This window comes from Gordonia bronchialis DSM 43247, assembly GCF_000024785.1.
In the GTDB taxonomy this organism is placed as follows: Bacteria; Actinomycetota; Actinomycetes; order Mycobacteriales; family Mycobacteriaceae; genus Gordonia; species Gordonia bronchialis.
This window is the reverse complement of the sequence record NC_013441.1, coordinates 1,822,049-1,839,179: the sequence shown is the minus strand read 5'-3', so window position 1 is coordinate 1,839,179 and position 17,131 is coordinate 1,822,049. Positions and strand designations below refer to the sequence as shown.

The window sequence follows — 17,131 nt, the reverse complement described above, 5'->3', positions numbered from 1 at the left end:
GCCATGTCTGACGCAGCCACCGAAGGCCAGAATCCAGCCGACTCGTGGAGCTTCGAAACCAAGCAGATTCACGTAGGACAGTCCGCCGACGCGGCGACCAATGCACGTGCACTGCCGATCTATCAGACCACGTCGTACACCTTCAATGACACGCAGCATGCCGCCAATCTGTTCGGGCTGGCCGAGCCGGGCAACATCTACACGCGCATCATGAACCCCACGCAGGACGCCGTCGAGCAGCGGATCGCCGCACTCGAGGGTGGCGTCGCGGCGCTGCTGCTGGCGTCGGGTCAGGCGGCCGAGACCTACGCGATCCTCAACATCGTCGAGGCGGGCGGACATGTGGTCTCCAGCCCCCGCCTGTACGGCGGCACCTTCAACCTCTTCCACTACACACTGCCCAAGCTTGGCGTCGAGGTCAGCTTCGTCGACGATCCGGAGGATCTCGACTCCTGGCAGGCCGCGATCAAGGACAACACGCGCGCGCTCTACGGCGAGACGATCTCCAACCCGAACAACGAGATCCTCGACGTGCCCGGCATCGCCGAGGTGGCGCACCGCAACGGTCTGCCGCTCATCGTGGACAACACGGTTGCGACGCCGTACCTACTCAACCCGCTGAAGCACGGCGCCGACATCGTGGTGCACTCGGCCACCAAGTACATCGGCGGCCACGGCACCGCGATCGGCGGTGTCATCGTCGACGGCGGCACCTTCGACTGGCGCGGGCAGCGGGACGGCAAGGACCTCTTCCCCGGCTTCACCACCCCCGACCCCAGCTACCACGGCGCGGTGTTCGCCGATCTCGGCGCACCGGCCTACGCGCTCAAGGCGCGCGTGCAGTGGCTGCGTGACACCGGCGCGGCGATCTCGCCGTTCAACGCATTCCTGCTCGCCCAGGGGCTCGAGACTCTGAGTCTGCGTGTCGAGCGGCATGTCGCCAACGCCCAGCGCGTCGCGCAATTCCTCAACGACCACGCCCAGGTGGAGTCGGTGGCGTACGCCGGTCTGACCAGCTCGCAATGGTACGACCGTGGCCAGAAATTGCTGCCGAAGGGCCAGGGTGCGATCGTCTCGTTCGAGATCGCCGGTGGCGTCGACGCGGGCAAGCGGTTCGTGGACGCGCTGACCCTGCACAGCCACGTCGCCAACATCGGTGACGTCCGGTCGCTGGTCATCCACCCGGCCTCCACCACCCACAGCCAGCTCGTCCCCGAAGAGCAGCTCGCCGCGGGTGTCACCCCGGGTCTGGTCCGGCTGGCAGTGGGCATCGAAGGCATCGACGACATCCTCGCCGATCTCGAAACAGGATTCGCTGCCGCCAAGTAGGCGCAGCTCGACGAGAGGAGTGAGGCAGCGGTGTCGGTGAGTATCGACCGGCCAACGGAACAGGCTGATCAGCCCGACTGGGAACACACCCCGGACGGGCAGCTGATGAGCATGCCGATCGGTTCGATACCGCTGGACAACGGTGAGCGGATCGACAACGTCACCCTGGCGTTCCAGCGCTGGGGGACGTTGTCGCCGTCCCGCGACAACGTCATCCTCACCCTGCACGCTCTCACCGGTAACTCCCACGTCACCGGACCCGCCGACGAGCACAACGCGGCGCCCGGCTGGTGGGATGGACTGATCGGGCCGGGCTGCGCCATCGACACCGACGAGTGGTGCGTGATCTCGGCCAACGTCCTCGGCGGATGTGGCGGTTCCACCGGTCCGACGTCTCTGGACGCCGACGGCCGTCCGTGGGGTTCGCGCTTCCCGCAGATCTCCGTCCTCGACCAGGTGCGCGCCGAAGTCGCGCTGATGGACCGACTGGGCATCCGCAGCGTCGGTGCGGTACTCGGCGGCTCGATGGGCGGTGCACGCGCACTGGAGTGGGCGATCGAATATCCGGATCGGGTGCGCAGCGCACTCGTGCTGGCCGTCGGAGCGCGGGCCACCGCCGATCAGATCGGCACGCAGACAACCCAGATCGCGGCCATCAAGGCCGACCCCGACTGGTGTGGCGGCGACTATCACGGCACCGGCCGAATCCCGTTGACCGGCATGGGAATCGCCCGGCGTATCGCGCATCTGACCTATCGCAGCGAAATCGAGCTCGACGAGCGGTTCGCCAACGCCCCACAGGGCGAGGAGAATCCGCTCGCCGGCGGCCGCTATGCGATGCAGAGCTACCTCGAGCATCAGGCCGAGAAGCTCAAGGAACGCTTTGATCCCGGCAGCTACGTGGTGCTCAGCGAAGTACTCAACCACCACGACGTCGGACGCGGGCGCGGTGGTGTCAAGGCCGCCCTCAACTCGTGCCGGGTACCCACCATTGTCGGTGGTATCGACTCGGATCGGTTGTACCCGTTGCGGTTACAGGTCGAGATCGCCGAAGAACTGGGCAACTGCGTGGGCGGCCTCAAGGTACTGCGGTCGGACAAGGGCCATGACGGGTTCCTCACCGAGTTCGACGCCATCAGCGACCTGCTGAAGCAGACGGTGGCGCTCGCACGGGCCTGAGCCCGTGAGCGGTGCGGCTCCGGTTCAGCGCGCCGGGGTGGTCCTCGGTGTCCGTGTACCGGGGGACTCCGGCGCGACGGACGGTGTCCGAGTTGTGTTCGGCGTCTGTCGCTGTGGCGTCACCGGGGGCGGCGGAGGTACCTGGGTGGTCGACGGCAAGAGGCCCGGCGGCACCAGATTCGGTGGCAGGCTCGGAGTGCTGCCGTCGCCAAAGGGCAACGAAGGCAACGGGAATGGCGAAAGCGTCCGCGTCGTCGTCGACTGCGACGTGGTCTGCGGAAGTTCCGTGGTGGCCCACCCGGGCGTCTGATTCCAGTTCTGATCCGGAGTGGTTGCCGGCGGATCGGGAAGATCTGTCGTCGGCAGCGGGACCGCCGACAGCGTCCGTTCGGTCGTGGTGGTGGCGATCATCGACGTCGCAGCCGATGTCGTGTGCACCACGGTCGGCGACGGCGGCGGAACAGGTTCGGGCACTTGCCGTCCCGTGAGTGAGGAACTCACGGCGTAGATGGTCATCAACGTGGCCGCGATGATCGCGGCCGCGACCGCCAACGGCGTCGTGGACAGCCACTCCCGGTCTCGCTTGCCGCCGATGAATGCCAATCGTGTTGCGCCGACCCGACTCTGATGAGCGAGGAGAGCCGCACCGGTCGCCGGTACCAACTCGGGCGATTGCGGTCCCACGACCTCCAGTGTCAGATCGCCGACGATCCCCCGGGTCACCGGGATGTTGGCCAGCCCGCCGACGAGGACCACCGCCTCGGGGGCGTCACCGCGAGTCGACACATCGGAAACGTAGTGGTGCAAGGCCTTCCGGGCGCGCGACACCATCGGCGCGGCTGCCGCCTCCACCGCCGCCGCGGTCAGCGCCAATCGACCAGACCCGGCTGCCAGCGTGACCGCCGATGCCCCGGGATCCGCTGCGGTGTAGTCGATCTCCTCCTTCGCAGTGCGGCACGCTCCGAGCAACGCGCTGCGGCGCAGTCGGCCTCGTGGAGCGTCGGCCCCCAGGTCGTTGACCACCATCGCCTCGGCGAGTTCCTTGTCGAGTTGCCGACCGCTCATGGCGTCGGACCGCTCCATGTCGCTGATGCGGCCACTCGCAGGTTCGACGGTGTAGAACGACATGCCGGTGTCGCCCGCGTCGACCACCACGACCGAGCCGAACCGATCGATCTGCCCGGTCTCGCGCAGATACGCGACGGTGGCCTCCTCCTCAGAGACCAACCGGATCTGCCGTTTGGGTCCGCTGCCGCGCGACCGCAGTCGACGACGCTGACCGCCGGTGCGTGCGGTCACCCCGATGGGCCCCACTCGCAGGCCCTCCTCGCGGGCCGCGGTCAGCATCAGGTCGATGCCGGCGTTGACGCGCCCGGCGGTGTCGAGGCCATCACTCTCGTCGACGTCGATCACCCGTGAATCGACCACGTTGCGACCCACGTCGTCGCGGGTGAGCAGGACGAAGTGGATCATGCCACCGCCCGCGGACACCCCCATCGACGTCGATTGGCCGACCGTGCTCGGGTCTCGGCTCTCTGTCGAAGTGATACTGCTCCCCTGATGGTTCGTGCGCTCATGGCGACACGCGCGGAAATGCCTGGTCGGGGCGATGAACTTCACCCCTAGGTCACGCTCAGGTCTCTATTGTAATCAATCTGTGCCCAAAGAGTCGATCGACGTGGCCAGCCAGAGCATGAGAACGCCCACACTTGCCATCGCCACGACATCGAAGAATTTGCCCCGGACTTGCAGCAATCCGGCACGTGATGACGGGATGCAGGCCCGCAGTACCGCACCCACCAGCAGCGCGGTCCCGAACACGAAGGACCCGCGTCGCCATCGGTCGAAGAGGACGAGCAGTGCCGCAGCAACCACTCCGGCCATCACCAGCAGGTACGGGATCTGCACGAGGTAGGACCGGATGCGCCGAGCGTGCCGAAGCTGCTCGACACGGGGGTCGGTCCGCGCGCTCACCGTCCCCCTTCTCCGGCGCCCACGTCCGAGCCCTGCGCCGCCAGCATCGCCTCGGCTCGCTCCACCACGTTGACCAGCAGGAAGGCACGGGTCAGCGGTCCTACGCCGCCGGGATTGGGTGACACATGCCCGGCGACCTCCCAGACGTCGGGGTGAACGTCGCCCATGAGTTTGCCGTTTTCGTCGCGGCTGACCCCGACGTCGACGACCGCCGCCCCCGGCTTCACCATGTCGCCGGTGATGAGATGTCCCACGCCGGCGGCCGCGACGACGATGTCGGCCCGGCTCACCTCGGCGGGCAGGTCGCGGGTGCCGGTATGGCACAGGGTGACCGTCGCGTTCTCGCTGCGGCGGGTGAGCAGTAGGCCGATCGGGCGGCCGATGGTGACGCCGCGTCCGACCACGGTCACCCGTGCCCCGGCGATCGGGATGTCATAGCGGCGCAACAGGTGGAGGACGCCGCGGGGGGTACATGGCAGCGTCGACTCCTTGCCGAGGACCAGCCGGCCGAGATTGATCGGGTGCAGTCCGTCGGCGTCCTTGTCCGGGTGGATGCGCTCGAGGGCGGCGTTCTCGTCGAGGTGGCGCGGCAGCGGGAGCTGGACGATGTAGCCCGTACACGCGGGGTCGGCGTTCAGCTCGTCGATCGCCGCGTTGAGGTCGTCGGTGCTCGCATCTGCGGGGAGGTCCTTGCGGATGGATTCCACACCGATCCGCGCGCAGTCGGCGTGTTTGCCCTTCACATAGGAGCGCGAGCCCGGGTCGTCGCCGACGAGGACCGTCCCCAGCCCGGGGACCACGCCGGCAGCGCGGAGCTTGTCGACACGTTCGGACAGATCGGCAAAGATCTCGTCGCGGGTGGTCTTGCCATCGAGTCGTATCGCTGTCACGCGGGCCATTCTTCCACTCCGGGGGCAGAACTAGTCTGGGTCGGGTGAGGGTGGATGGTGCGGCGGTGTCGGCGGCTCGTGCCCGGATCGACGGTCGGCTGCGTCGGACCCCGATCCTGCGATCGCAACTGAGCACCGTCAACGGGCCGGTCGACGTGGTGTTCAAGTTGGAGTACCTGCAGTTCGGCGGCTGTTTCAAGGTACGTGGCAGCCTGAATGCCATCGTGCATGCGCAGCGCGACGGCCGGTTGACCGAGGCAGGTGTGCTCGTCGCCTCCGGCGGCAACGCGGCCATCGGCGCGGCGTGGGCGGCGCAACTGGTGGGTACCGCGTGCACCGTCGTCGTCCCGACGACCGCGCCAGAGGTGAAGGTGAACGTACTGCGCTCACTCGGCGCCCAGGTGCACCTCGTCGGCGACCGGTACGCACACGCCGCGCAGGCGGCGCTCGGGCTGGCACAGGAGCGCGGTGCGCTCGCCCTGCACGCCTACGACCTGCCTGACGTCGTGGCCGGCGCCGGCACCATCGGCCTCGAACTCGCCGAGGACGTCGACGGTCCGCTCACCACCGTCGTCTGTGTCGGCGGGGGCGGTCTGCTAGGCGGTCTCACCGCCGCGTTGCGGCCGGGTGACCGGTTGGTCGGTGCCGAACCCGTCGGCGCCTCCTGTCTGCGTCAGGCCATCGATGCCGGCCGGCCGGTACCGGTGGCCCTCGACAGCGTGGCGTCGGATTCGCTCGGCGCCACCCAGCTCGGCGAGATCTGCTGGGGACTCGTCGCCGGACGATCCGAGGTGCGCAGCGTGGTCGTCGGCGACGACGACATCCTCGCGGCACGTGCCGATCTCTGGCGTGATCAGCGCATTATCACCGAACACGGCACCGCCGCGGCAGTGGCCGCGGTCACAACGGGACAGGTTCGGCCCCAGCCTGATTCGACGCTGTGCATCGTGCTCTGCGGGGCCAACACAGCCCTGGACCTCTGAGCCGCAACAGTTCTCGACACGTCCAGCGACCTCCCAGTTGACATCGAAGTCCCTCGCAGCCGCGCAGCGCAAAGTTGTTGATGTCAGCGAGATCCGAACACGGAACTCACCAACGAGAAGGGGCATCGATGCCGATTCCGCAGCAGCGCCAGAACAACAACAACCGCCCGGGCCAGGGCCACGGCCAGCCGACCCGTCGTCGGCGCCGGGTGCGCCGCTACGATCCGCGCAGCCGCCGCTGGACCTGGGTCTGGCAGTGAGCCTGACGTAGCCGTCCCAGCCGGTTCCCGCTCTGTGGCCCCGCCGATATGTCGGCGGGGCCACTGCGCGTTGCGCGCTACCCTGAGCGCATCATGTTCCGCATCATGTTCTATCAGCCGTGCATCCCGCCGAACACCGGCAACGCGATCAGGTTGGCCGCCAACACCGGCTGTGAACTCCATCTCATCGAGCCGCTGGGGTTCTCCATGTCCGACGCCCAGGTCAAACGCGCGGGTCTCGACTACCACGAGATGGCCACGGTGACGGTGCATCCCAACCTGGTGACCGCGTGGACCACCCTCAAACCCGAGCGGGTCTTCGCGTTCACCGCTCATGCCGAACGTTTCCACACCGACGTCGACTATGCGCCGGGTGACGTCCTTCTGTTCGGGCCCGAACCGACCGGATTGCCCGACGACGTACTCGCCGAACCCGAGATCACCGATCGCGTGCGCATTCCCATGCTGGCCGGGCGCCGCTCGCACAATCTCGCCAACGCGGCGAGTATCGCCGTCTACGAGGCGTGGCGGCAGCAGGGATTCGGCGGGGCTGTCTAGATCGGCGCTCTGTGCCCGTTCACCCGACGCGGAAACGTTTGGTGCGCGCGGTGGCCCCGCCGACGAGAGCGACTTTGCTCTTGGGGACACCGAGATGTTTGGCGAGCAGTTCGGCGACAGCCTTGTTGGCCCGGCCCTCGGTGGCCGGTTCGCGGACGTAGATCGTGACGGTGCCGTCCGGCCCGGTCTCCACGAGCGGTCCCTTGCGGCTGTTCGGTTTCACCGTCACCACCACCTGTTGTGGCATGTTCGCCTCTCCTGCCGAGTTCAGTGCCAGTCCCTTGATCGCGTCCCCACCCGAAGATCCATGCGCTGCAAACGATCTGCCACCACGGTCACCGCCCCCTCGGCATTTTGCACCCGGCCGCGGACGATCAGCGCCGACGCCGAATGCGCCAGCGCCCGATACTTCGACCACAGACCCACCGAACACACCACGTTGACCATCCCGGTCTCGTCTTCGAGGTTGATGAACGTGACTCCCGACGCCGTCGCCGGTCGCTGCCGGTGCGTCACCGCACCACCGACGACGACCCGGGAACCGTCTGGTACCGACAATAGCGTCTCGGCCGCAAGCACTCCCATCGCGCGCAGCCGCGGACGCAGGAATTGGGTCGGATACGACGTCGGGGTGATGCCCGTCGCCCACGCGTCGGTGGCGGCCAGTTCGACGTCGGAGAGACCAGGCAGCGTCGGCGTGGTGGCCGCCGAGGCCAACGGCAGTTGATCGTCGCGTACCGTCGCCGCGGCCCCCGCCTCCCACAACGCCTGTCGTCTGCTCACCCCGAAGACATCGAAGGCACCGGCCCCGGCCAGACCTTCCAACTCCCGGGTGGTCAGGCCGGCCCGGCGCGACACATCGGTGATGTCGCGGTAGGGACCGTCGGCGTCGCGGCGCTCCACGATGCGTTCGGCCACCTCGGTTCCCACGCCGCGCACCCCGTCCAGACCCAACCGGACCTCGAGTCCCTCATTTTCCAGCGTGGCATGCGGCAACGAGACGTTGATGTCGGGCCGGTGTACCCGCACCCCGTGCCGGCGGGCATCGGCCACCAGCGACTGCGGTGAGTAGAACCCCATCGGCTGAGCGCGCAGCAGTGCCGCACAGAACGCCGCCGGGTGATGCAGCTTGAACCATGACGAGTAGAAGACGAGCGAGGCGAAGCTCTGCGAATGACTTTCCGGGAAACCGAAATTCGCGAAGGCCGACATCTTCTCGAAGATGCGGTCGGCGACCTCGCCGGTGATGCCGTGCAGATCCCGCATGCCGTCGTAGAAGCGTTGACGGAGCCGCTCCATCCGCTCCGGTGATCGCTTGGACCCCATCGCCCGACGCAGCTGATCGGCACCGGCGGCATCGAAGCCGGCGACGTCGACGGCCAGCTGCATGAGCTGCTCCTGGAACAGCGGCACGCCGAGGGTGCGTTCGAGCGCCTTGTGCATCGACGGGTGTTCGACGGTCGGCTTCTCCTGACCGTGGCGCCGCCGGATGTAGGGATGCACCGACCCACCCTGGATGGGGCCGGGGCGGATCAGGGCCACCTCCACCACCAGGTCGTAGAATTTCCGCGGCCGCAACCGCGGCAGGGTGGCCATCTGCGCCCGGGACTCCACCTGGAACACCCCCACAGAGTCTGCGCGGCACAGCATTTCGTAGACTGCCGGCTCACTCAGATCAAGCTCGGCAAGGTCGACATGCAGGCCCTTGTGTTCGGCGACCAGGTCGATCGCATAGTGCAGCGCCGAGAGCATTCCCAGCCCGAGCAGGTCGAACTTCACCAGACCGATTGCGGCACAGTCGTCTTTGTCCCACTGCAGAACGCTCCGATTCTCCATCCGCGCCCATTCGGTGGGACACACGTCGGCGATGGGACGGTCGCAGATCACCATGCCACCGGAATGGATGCCCAGATGTCTTGGCATGCCGAGGATCTCACCGGCCAGGTCGGCGACCTCCGGTGGCGCCTCGTCGGGCAGACGGCTCCAGGCGTCCTGTTGACCGGTGCCGTAGCCGAGTGCCCGGGCCATGTCGCGGACCGCCGAGCGGCCTCGATAGGTGATGACGTTGGCCACCTGGGCGCTGTAGTCACGCCCGTAACGCCGGTACACGTACTGGATGGCCTCCTCACGTCGATCGGATTCGATGTCCACGTCGATGTCGGGTGGGCCGTCGCGTTCCGGGGAGAGGAACCGCTCGAAAAGCAACTTGTTGGCCACCGGGTCGACGTTGGTGATCCCCAGCGCGTAGCAAACCGCCGAATTGGCCGCACTCCCCCGGCCCTGACACAGGATGTCGTTGGCCTTGCAGAAGTCGACGATGTCGGCGACCACCAGGAAGTAACCGGGGAAATTGAGCGTCTCGACGATCGCCAGCTCGTGCTCGATCTGCCGGTAGGCCTGCGGATGCTGCGCGGGAGTGCCGTAGCGGCGTCGGGCCCGGGTCATCGTCAGCTCCCGCAGCCAGGTGATCTCGGTGTGCCCGTCGGGCACGTCGAACGGCGGGAGCTGCGGGGCGATCAGTCCCAGTTCGAAGGCGCAGTCGGCGGCCAGCTGTACCGCATTGTCGATGGCGTCGCGATGTGCGGGCAGCAGACGGGCCATCTCGTCGCCGCTGCACAGATGCGCCCCGGCAACGCCCGGCATCCAGCCGGCGATGGTATCGATGTCGGTGCGTGCCCGTACGGCTGCCATCGCCATCGCGAGCCGGCGCCGTCGGGGCCCGGCGAAATGCGCGCCGGTGGTGGCCACCGTCGCAACCCCGACGAGCCGCGCCACCCCGGCCAGTGCCGCGTTGCGGTCGTCGTCATCGGGCAGCCCCGAGGCGGTCAGCTCGACCGCCACGTCGTCACGACCGAACCGATCCACCAGGTCGCGCAGCGCCACCTCGGCCGCCGAGGCTCCCCCGCGGTCCAACGCCCGGCGCACCGCCCCCTTACGGCAGCCGGTGAGGATCAGCCAATGACCGCCGGCCGCCGACGACAGCGACTCCCGTTCGTAGCGCAGCAGCCCCTTCTCCCCGGCCACCATGTGCGCGTCGGCGATGGTTCGCGACAATCGCCGATAGCCCTCGCTGTCGCGGGCGAGGACCAGCAGATGCTCCCCCGGCGGATCGTTGTGGCCGGTGCGCGCCACGTCATGAGCCAGCGACAACTCCGATCCGAACACCGTCGGCATCCCGAATTCCCTTGCCGCCTCGGCAAATCGGACGATGCCGTAGAAGCCGTCGTGGTCGGTGATGGACAATGCCCGCAGATCCAGCCGCTGGGCCTCGGTGACCATCTCCTCCGGCATCGACGCGCCGTCGAGGAAGCTGTAGGCGCTGTGCGCATGCAGTTCGGCGTAGGGTACTGACGACGGTTCGGGCCGGACCGGATCGGGCCGGAAGGCCCCACGCTTGCGCGACCAGGCCGGACTGTCGCTGCCGTCGCCGGTGTTGTCACCGGGACCGAAGGCCTCGCCGGGACGCCCCGCACCCGGCGCCCGGCCCGAGAGCACCCGCTCCAGCTCCGACCACGTCGGTGGTCCCTGATCCCATCCCACGCCGACCAGTCTATCGAACATGATTTCGATACGACACTCGTCTGTCGGGTCACGATTCCGCAGACAGCGCCCTGCCCGCGATCGTCGGCCGTCGCACCACCATTGAGACCCCACCCGTCCGAGCGATCCATGTTGGACGCCATGCTCGACCACAACCGCCGTGAACTCATCGAGTCCGCACGAGGGCTACCGGACGCGACCGTCCGCCTCCATCTTGTGCCCTCGCTGACCACCCCCATCTCGTTGATCAAGCATGCCGCGGCCGCTGAAAGGATCTGGTTTCAGCGTTTCTGGGCAGGACTCGACGAGGTGGAGTGCGATGGCTACTCGCGTCGCGACGAAGGCACTTTCACCGTGGCCGACGACGAGACCCTGAATGACGTCATCGCCGAGTTCGAAGGCGCCAGCGCCCGCTCACGGGAGATCGCAGCCCGCTTCGGCCTCGACGACACTAAACGCCAACCCCGCGAGGGCCTGGTCAGTATGCGATGGACCCTCCTGGCGATGATCGCCGAGTACGCCCGACACGCCGGTCACGGTGACATCCTGCGCGAACAGATCCAGACAGCCATCAGTGGCCACCCCCGCCGATAGTCCGCGGACGGACATTCCGTGACGTGACGGACTGCGGTCGAGCCACGGCCATCGTCGGCGGAGTGTTTAGCGTGGGTCGTGGTGACAGCGGATTCGCGCGCAGCCGATTAGCGTGTAGACGTTGCCGTCCGGCAATGTAAGTGTCACTCTGAGTTGCAGAAATCTTGTTCCCGAATCAACCAGGACACACAGCACATGCGGAACTACTTCATCACCGGCGGCAACGGCTTCATCGGCCGCCGGGTCATCGAGCGTCTGCTGACCGTGGACCGCTCCGCCACCGTCCATGCTCTGGTCCGCGAAGGTTCGTTGTCGCGGTTCACCGAGATGCTGGCATGTCTGCCGGACGCCGATCGGGTCACCCCCGTCGTCGGCGACATCACTGTCCCCGGACTGGGGCTCGACACCGCCGATCTGCCCGACATCCATCACGTCGTCCACCTCGCCGCCATCTACGACATGGCCGCCGACGCCGATGCCCAGCAGACCGCCAATGTGGCGGGCACCGCGCACGTCGCCGACTTCGCCGTCGCCCGAGATGCGTTGTGCCATCACGTGTCGTCGATCGCGGTCGCGGGCGATCACCGCGGCGTCTACACCGAGGACGATTTCGACACCGGGCAGGGTTTTCCGTCGCCCTATCACCGCACCAAGTTCGAGGCCGAACGCGTCATCCGCGAACGAGAGGGGTTGCGGTGGCGGGTGTATCGGCCATCGGTGGTGGTCGGTGACTCCCGCACCGGCGAGATGGACAAGATCGACGGTCCATACTACTTCTTCGGACAACTCGCCGCGCTCGGGAAACTGCCTTCGGCGCTGCGTATTCCGATGCCCGACCTCGGGACGATCAACATGGTGCCGGTCGACTACGTCGCGCACGCCATCGTCGCGCTGCTCGACGTCGATCCGGACCGGAGCGGACTCGTCTTCCATCTCAGCGATCCCCGACGCCGCACGATCACCGACATGTACAACGCCATCGCGCCTGGCTTCAACGCCCCCAAGGGATTCGACGCTCTCCCCCATCGCCTGATGGAGCCTGCACTCACCCTGTCGGCGATCGGGCCGCTGCGGGTGGGCCGGAACCTGATCGCCGCCCAGCAGGGTGTACCGCCCGCCGTCCTCGACACCATGTCGCTGCCCGTCGACTTCCGCGCCGATCACACCGTGGCCGTCCTGGCCGATCACGGCATCACCCTGCCCGACCTCGAGGAGTACGGCCCCCGACTGTGGGAGTACTGGGCCCGCCACCTCGATCGCAGTCGCAATCGACGGCCTGATCGCCGTGGTCCGCTGGTGGGCAAGAACATCCTCATCACCGGCGGCTCCACCGGCATCGGCAAGGCGACCGCCCGCATGTGTGTGGCACGTGGCGCCAACGTCTTCATCGTGGCCCGCAACGCCGACGACCTCACCGCCACGGCTGCCGAGCTCAATGCGACGGCCAGCAAGAAGGGCATCCCGCCCGGCCGCGTGTTCGCCTACCAGTGCGACATCACCGACGAGGAGGCGGTGAGTACCCTCATCAAATCCGTTCTCGCCGAACATGATCACGTGGACATCCTGGTGAACAACGCCGGCCGGTCGATCCGCCGGGCCACCCTCAACTCGGTCGACCGCAGCCACGACTATCACCGCGTGATGGCCGTGAACTACTTCGCCGCGGTCAACCTGATCCTGGGGTTGCTGCCGCACATGGTGGAGCGCCAGACCGGGCACGTGGTGAACGTGACCTCGATCGCGGTGCAGTCACACGGGCCACGCTTTGGCGCGTACGCCGCGTCCAAGGCGGCGCTGGAGGCGTTCAGCGATGTGACGGGCACCGAAACCCTGTCCGATCACGTGACATTCACCAATGTGCGGCTGCCCCTGGTACAGACCCGGATGATCGCGCCCACCGAGGCCTACGACAATCAGCCGGGCACATGGAATGTCGACAAGGCCGCCAGTCGCGTGCTCGACGGAATCCTCCGCCGGCCACGGCGGATCAATTCACCACTGGGTACCCTCGCCGAGATCGGGCACCGGATCACACCACGATTGACGACCCGTATCCTGCATCAGGAGTATCTGATGTTCGGCGAGTCGGCGGCTGCGATGGGGAAACCGGTCGAGCCACGATAGGAGGCGACGAGTGACCGGAGTGACCGGCACGCCCTTCCTCGTCGTCGACGATGAGCGTCTCGAGGCCAACCTGGCGCGGGTCGCCGACCGTGCCCGTGACGCCGGGGTCCTGGTCCGCCCCCATGCCAAGACCCACAAGTGTGTGGAGATCGCCCGACGCCAGATCGCGCACGGCGCAGCAGGATTGACCGTCGCCACCGTCGGTGAGGCCGAGGTCTTCGCCGCCGTCGACGAGGTGCGTGAGATCTTCATCGCCTATCCCCTGTGGGTGACCCCCGCCATGGCCGGCCGACTGATATCCATCGCCCGCATCGTCTCCCTGCGGGTCGGAATCGATTCCGCGGAAGGGGCACGCCACCTTGCCGATTCACTCCACGAGGCCGGCGACGGCGGAGCCCCGCTCGAGGTGGTCGTCGAGATCGATTCCGGCCAGCACCGCACCGGTACCTCCCCGCGGGTCGCGGGTGAGGTGGCCCGGGCCGCAGTAGACGCGGGACTCGACGTCGTCGGGGTCTTCACGTTCCCCGGCCACTCATACGGCCCGGGTGACACCCGGGCGCGGGCCGCCGACCAGGAGATCACCGCACTGGCCGAGGCCGCCCAAGGTCTGCGCGCCAACGGAATCGAACCCCGAGTGCGCAGCGGAGGTTCCACGCCGACGGTCGGGTTCACCGGGCAACTCGCCGCCGGCGTACTCACCGAGATCCGGCCCGGCGTGTATCCGTTCAACGACGCCCAGCAGGTCGAGATCGGCTCGTGCACCTTCGACGACGTGGCGCTCACCTCCTCCTCGACGGTGGTGCACCGCAACGGATCTCGCATCGTCGTCGATGCCGGGAGCAAGATCCTGGGTGCCGATCGCCCCGCCTGGGCCAGCGGATTCGGCCGGCTCCTCGAGCATCCCGAGGCGCGGATCACCGCACTCTCCGAACATCACGCCGTCATCGACTTCCCGGCCGACGCCGCAGTTCCCGCGCTGGGCAGTGTGGTGCGCGTGGTCCCCAACCACGTCTGCTCGGCGGTCAACCTCGTCGACGAACTCGTCGTCGACGACGTGCGCTGGCCGGTGGCCGCGCGGGGACGCAACAGTTGAACCGGCGTCAATCCTTGGTGACAACCCGATAGAGATCGTTCGCGTTCCCGGTCAGCACCGCATCGATCTCGGTGGGCGAAAGGCGTGAGGTGCGGATGTAGTCAAATGCCCTGACGTACTTCTCCCCCTGAAAATACGGGTGATCGGAGCCGGCCATGATTTGTTGCTCGCCCAGGGTTTCCACCGTCATCGCGAGCGAGGGTTCGTGGAAGTTCGCCGCGTCGAACCACATACGCCGCAGAGCGGTCAACGGCGATTCCGGAAACGCTCCCCAGTCTTCGAAGTTGTCTTCCAAGCGCTGGGCCAGAAACGGCAGGTCTCCGGCCAGATGAGCCACATGGAATCGGACTCGCGGAAATCGACGCGGAATGTCGGCCTTGAGTAGGTGCAGCACACAGATCGCGTCCTCGACAGGTGCCCCGTTCACCCAGACCAGCCCGTGATCGACGAGCAGTCGTGACATGGCGCCGGAACCGGTCGCGTGGAGGTTGACAATGGCTGAATGCTCGTCGAGTGCCGCCCAGACCGGGTCGAACCTCCGGTCGGCGAGTGACGTGCCACCCGGCAGCAGTGCGGGAAGTGAGACACCGACGAAACCGAACTCGTCGACGATGCGGTCGATCTCGGTCAGCGACGCATCGACATGCGGCAGCGGAAGCGCGCCGTAGGCGAGGAATCGCCCGTCGTGACGACGCACCAGCCGGGCGTACTCATCGTTGATCCATCGTGCGGCGGCCAGGGACGGGCGGGCTCGACGCCGCTCGGACACTGTGGCGTCACTGCCAGCACCTGGGTCTCGACGCCGGCCTGGCCCATCAGCTTCAGGCGTGCCGACATGTCTGCATCGGTGGAGTCGGCACCGAGATCGCGAGCGATGGCGGTGGTCGCCGGGTCCACTCCGATCTCCTCCAGCCGGTCCAAATAGACGGCGGGATAGACGTGCGCATGCACATCGATGGCGCGAGATGCCTCAGTCATGCGATACCTCCGTAGACGATCCGGGGTGGTGCGTTACTCGTACACGCCCTCCACGATCCACCCACCACCTCGATAGCACAGCAGCAACGCCCGCGAGTCGTCGAGGAGAACCTGGGCGCGGGCGATGATCCCGCGCTCGTCGGTCCCGGTCGGCCACGGTCCGGCCCACCAGCACACCTCCCATGCCATGGCGCGGCCCGCCGGATGGCGTCCGACCGTGGCCATCCGAATCGTCGACGGTTCGGTGGTGAACGCGCCACGGGCGCTCACCGACACCGGTTGCCCAGCACCGTCCAGAACGATGATCTCGGTATCCACCAGCACCGCGGGCGCGGGTTGCGGCAACCGGCCCGGCCAAGGGGCGCTCGGGTCGTGCTGCGGCACCCGCTCATCCCCCAGTGCCACCATGGTGATCTGTTCGGCGGGTCCCCGCCCGCCACTGAGTACCGGGATCTTCACGGCGTCGCCGCCGAGGATGCCCTGGATGCGCACCAGGGACCGGTGGGCGCGGTCGTCGGTGTCCTGATCGCCGGGCAAGCCGGCACCGGTGAGTCCGTACTGCAGCGCACCGGCATCGACGAGTTCCACCGGTTCCAGCCGCAGCGAGGCGATGGGCGAATCGGGTTTCACCCCGGCTCCGCGGCCACCGGTCAGCCAGCCCTCCAGTTGCCACCGGACACGATCGGCCGTCGCCTCCGGGGTCAGTGGCTGTGCACATCGCCAGGTACGCGAATGCCGTTGTCCGCGTTCGGTGGTCGCCTCGATGGTCAGCCGCGTGCACGCCGTCGACGCGTCGAGCAGGCGCCGGTGTAGGGCGTCGGCTAGCTGACGTCCGAGGAACGCCGCGGCATCGACACGATCGACCGGCGGGTCACAGACGTGATCGACGGCCATGTCGACCGGGTGACGCCGGCCCGACGGCACCCGCCCCGGTTGCGCGTTGGCCAGCCGGTGCGCCAGCGCCGCGTCCGCGGAGAAGCGCGTCGCGACATCCGCGGCCGACAGCGCGGCAAACGCGCCGATGGTGGTGATGCCGAGACGACGCAGCAGATCCACCAGCTCGGTGCGGGTGGGATCGCTCAGGCTCGGCTCGAGGGCCAGATGCGCGATCGGCAGGTCGGCGAGATAGCGGCGATCGCCACCCGGTTCGACATGGTGACCGCGTCGGGCGGCGAGCACCGCGGTGAACAGTTCGTCGGCGATCCCCACCTGGGATTCGACACCGCACGTCGAGACCGCGTCGACCATCTCCTCCGACAGTGCCTCCTCACTACCGAAATAGCGGACGGCCCGGTCACCGGGGACCACCACCAGTCCGGGACGTAGCACCTCCAGGGTGGGTGCCACCTCGGCCACCACGGCGGCGACCGGCTCGAAGAATCGGGCATCGCGATGCTCGTCGGCGGCCACCAGGGTCATCTCCGGACAGGTGGACTGCGCCTGCCGTTTACGCATACCCCGGCGGACCCCCAGCACCCGAGCCGACGCCGAGCAGGCGATCACCCGATTCGCCGACAACACCGCAATGGGCAGCTCCGGTGACAGATCGACGTCGGCTGCAGCCGCGGTGGCCGGCCAGTCCGGACACCAGAGCGCCAGAACCCGACGCGTGACGGTGCGCTGGGTCAT

At 67.6% G+C, this 17,131-nt stretch carries 16 protein-coding genes; 8 read left to right on the top strand and 8 right to left on the bottom strand.

Annotation, left to right across the window (positions count from 1 at the left end):
- Positions 1–3 precede the first annotated feature (3 nt).
- A complete protein-coding gene (locus GBRO_RS08670; protein WP_012833583.1) occupies positions 4–1,329 on the top strand; it encodes a bifunctional o-acetylhomoserine/o-acetylserine sulfhydrylase in 1,326 nt (441 codons plus the stop codon).
- A gap of 30 nt (positions 1,330–1,359) precedes the next feature.
- Positions 1,360–2,508, top strand: coding sequence for a homoserine O-acetyltransferase MetX (gene metX, locus GBRO_RS08665; protein WP_012833582.1), 1,149 nt, complete (start codon positions 1,360–1,362; stop codon positions 2,506–2,508).
- A 24-nt stretch (positions 2,509–2,532) separates the two neighbouring features.
- Here the strand turns inward: metX and GBRO_RS08660 are convergent, their stop codons facing one another.
- The 3 genes from GBRO_RS08660 to GBRO_RS08650 all read right to left on the bottom strand — a co-directional run bounded on the left by GBRO_RS08660 (position 2,533) and on the right by GBRO_RS08650 (position 5,372).
- Positions 2,533–4,005, bottom strand: coding sequence for an acetate and sugar kinases/Hsc70/actin family protein (locus GBRO_RS08660; RefSeq protein WP_012833581.1), 1,473 nt, complete (start codon positions 4,003–4,005; stop codon positions 2,533–2,535).
- A gap of 153 nt (positions 4,006–4,158) precedes the next feature.
- The gene (locus tag GBRO_RS08655) at positions 4,159–4,482 is read right to left on the bottom strand and encodes a DUF3017 domain-containing protein (RefSeq protein WP_012833580.1); all 324 of its coding nucleotides are present in this window, start codon (positions 4,480–4,482) and stop codon (positions 4,159–4,161) included.
- A complete protein-coding gene (locus GBRO_RS08650; RefSeq protein WP_179944478.1) occupies positions 4,479–5,372 on the bottom strand; it encodes a bifunctional methylenetetrahydrofolate dehydrogenase/methenyltetrahydrofolate cyclohydrolase in 894 nt (297 codons plus the stop codon). Before GBRO_RS08650 ends, GBRO_RS08655 begins: the two co-directional genes overlap by 4 nt.
- Before the next feature lie 44 nt (positions 5,373–5,416).
- Here GBRO_RS08650 and GBRO_RS08645 point away from each other — a divergent pair, with 44 nt between their 5' ends.
- The 3 genes from GBRO_RS08645 (at position 5,417) to GBRO_RS08640 (ending at position 7,173) form a co-directional block, all read left to right on the top strand.
- On the top strand, positions 5,417–6,355 hold the full coding sequence (locus GBRO_RS08645; protein ID WP_052298246.1) for a serine/threonine dehydratase: 939 nt from the start codon (positions 5,417–5,419) through the stop codon (positions 6,353–6,355).
- Positions 6,356–6,483: 128 nt separating this feature from the next.
- Complete coding sequence (locus GBRO_RS27370) at positions 6,484–6,615, top strand: hypothetical protein (protein WP_012833577.1); 132 nt, start codon at positions 6,484–6,486, stop codon at positions 6,613–6,615.
- A gap of 93 nt (positions 6,616–6,708) precedes the next feature.
- Entirely contained in the window at positions 6,709–7,173 is a 465-nt protein-coding gene (locus tag GBRO_RS08640; RefSeq protein ID WP_012833576.1) for a tRNA (cytidine(34)-2'-O)-methyltransferase, read from the top strand.
- Between the two features lie 19 nt (positions 7,174–7,192).
- Here GBRO_RS08640 and GBRO_RS08635 read toward each other — a convergent pair whose 3' ends face one another.
- Entirely contained in the window at positions 7,193–7,420 is a 228-nt protein-coding gene (locus GBRO_RS08635; protein WP_012833575.1) for a DUF167 domain-containing protein, read from the bottom strand.
- Positions 7,421–7,440: 20 nt separating this feature from the next.
- Positions 7,441–10,713, bottom strand: a complete 3,273-nt coding sequence (locus GBRO_RS08630; protein ID WP_012833574.1) for an error-prone DNA polymerase — start codon at positions 10,711–10,713, stop codon at positions 7,441–7,443.
- 141 nt (positions 10,714–10,854) lie between these two features.
- Here GBRO_RS08630 and GBRO_RS08625 point away from each other — a divergent pair, with 141 nt between their 5' ends.
- The 3 genes from GBRO_RS08625 (at position 10,855) to GBRO_RS08615 (ending at position 14,524) form a co-directional block, all read left to right on the top strand.
- On the top strand, positions 10,855–11,307 hold the full coding sequence (locus GBRO_RS08625; RefSeq protein WP_196775865.1) for a DinB family protein: 453 nt from the start codon (positions 10,855–10,857) through the stop codon (positions 11,305–11,307).
- Between the two features lie 195 nt (positions 11,308–11,502).
- Positions 11,503–13,431: an SDR family oxidoreductase gene (locus GBRO_RS08620; RefSeq protein ID WP_012833572.1), complete on the top strand. Its 1,929-nt coding sequence runs from the start codon at positions 11,503–11,505 to the stop codon at positions 13,429–13,431.
- A 19-nt stretch (positions 13,432–13,450) separates the two neighbouring features.
- Entirely contained in the window at positions 13,451–14,524 is a 1,074-nt protein-coding gene (locus GBRO_RS08615) for an alanine racemase (protein WP_041920351.1), read from the top strand.
- Positions 14,525–14,531: 7 nt separating this feature from the next.
- On the opposite strand, the gene GBRO_RS08610 is transcribed toward GBRO_RS08615, so the two are convergent.
- The 3 genes from GBRO_RS08610 to GBRO_RS08605 are packed head-to-tail and all read right to left on the bottom strand — an operon-like array spanning position 14,532 to position 17,131.
- Complete coding sequence (locus tag GBRO_RS08610; RefSeq protein WP_324608864.1) at positions 14,532–15,245, bottom strand: amidohydrolase family protein; 714 nt, start codon at positions 15,243–15,245, stop codon at positions 14,532–14,534.
- Positions 15,152–15,502, bottom strand: a complete 351-nt coding sequence (locus GBRO_RS26925) for a hypothetical protein (RefSeq protein WP_227892948.1) — start codon at positions 15,500–15,502, stop codon at positions 15,152–15,154. The genes GBRO_RS08610 and GBRO_RS26925 overlap by 94 nt, the downstream gene beginning before the upstream one ends.
- Before the next feature lie 33 nt (positions 15,503–15,535).
- The gene (locus tag GBRO_RS08605) at positions 15,536–17,131 is read right to left on the bottom strand and encodes a DNA polymerase Y family protein (RefSeq protein ID WP_041919813.1); all 1,596 of its coding nucleotides are present in this window, start codon (positions 17,129–17,131) and stop codon (positions 15,536–15,538) included.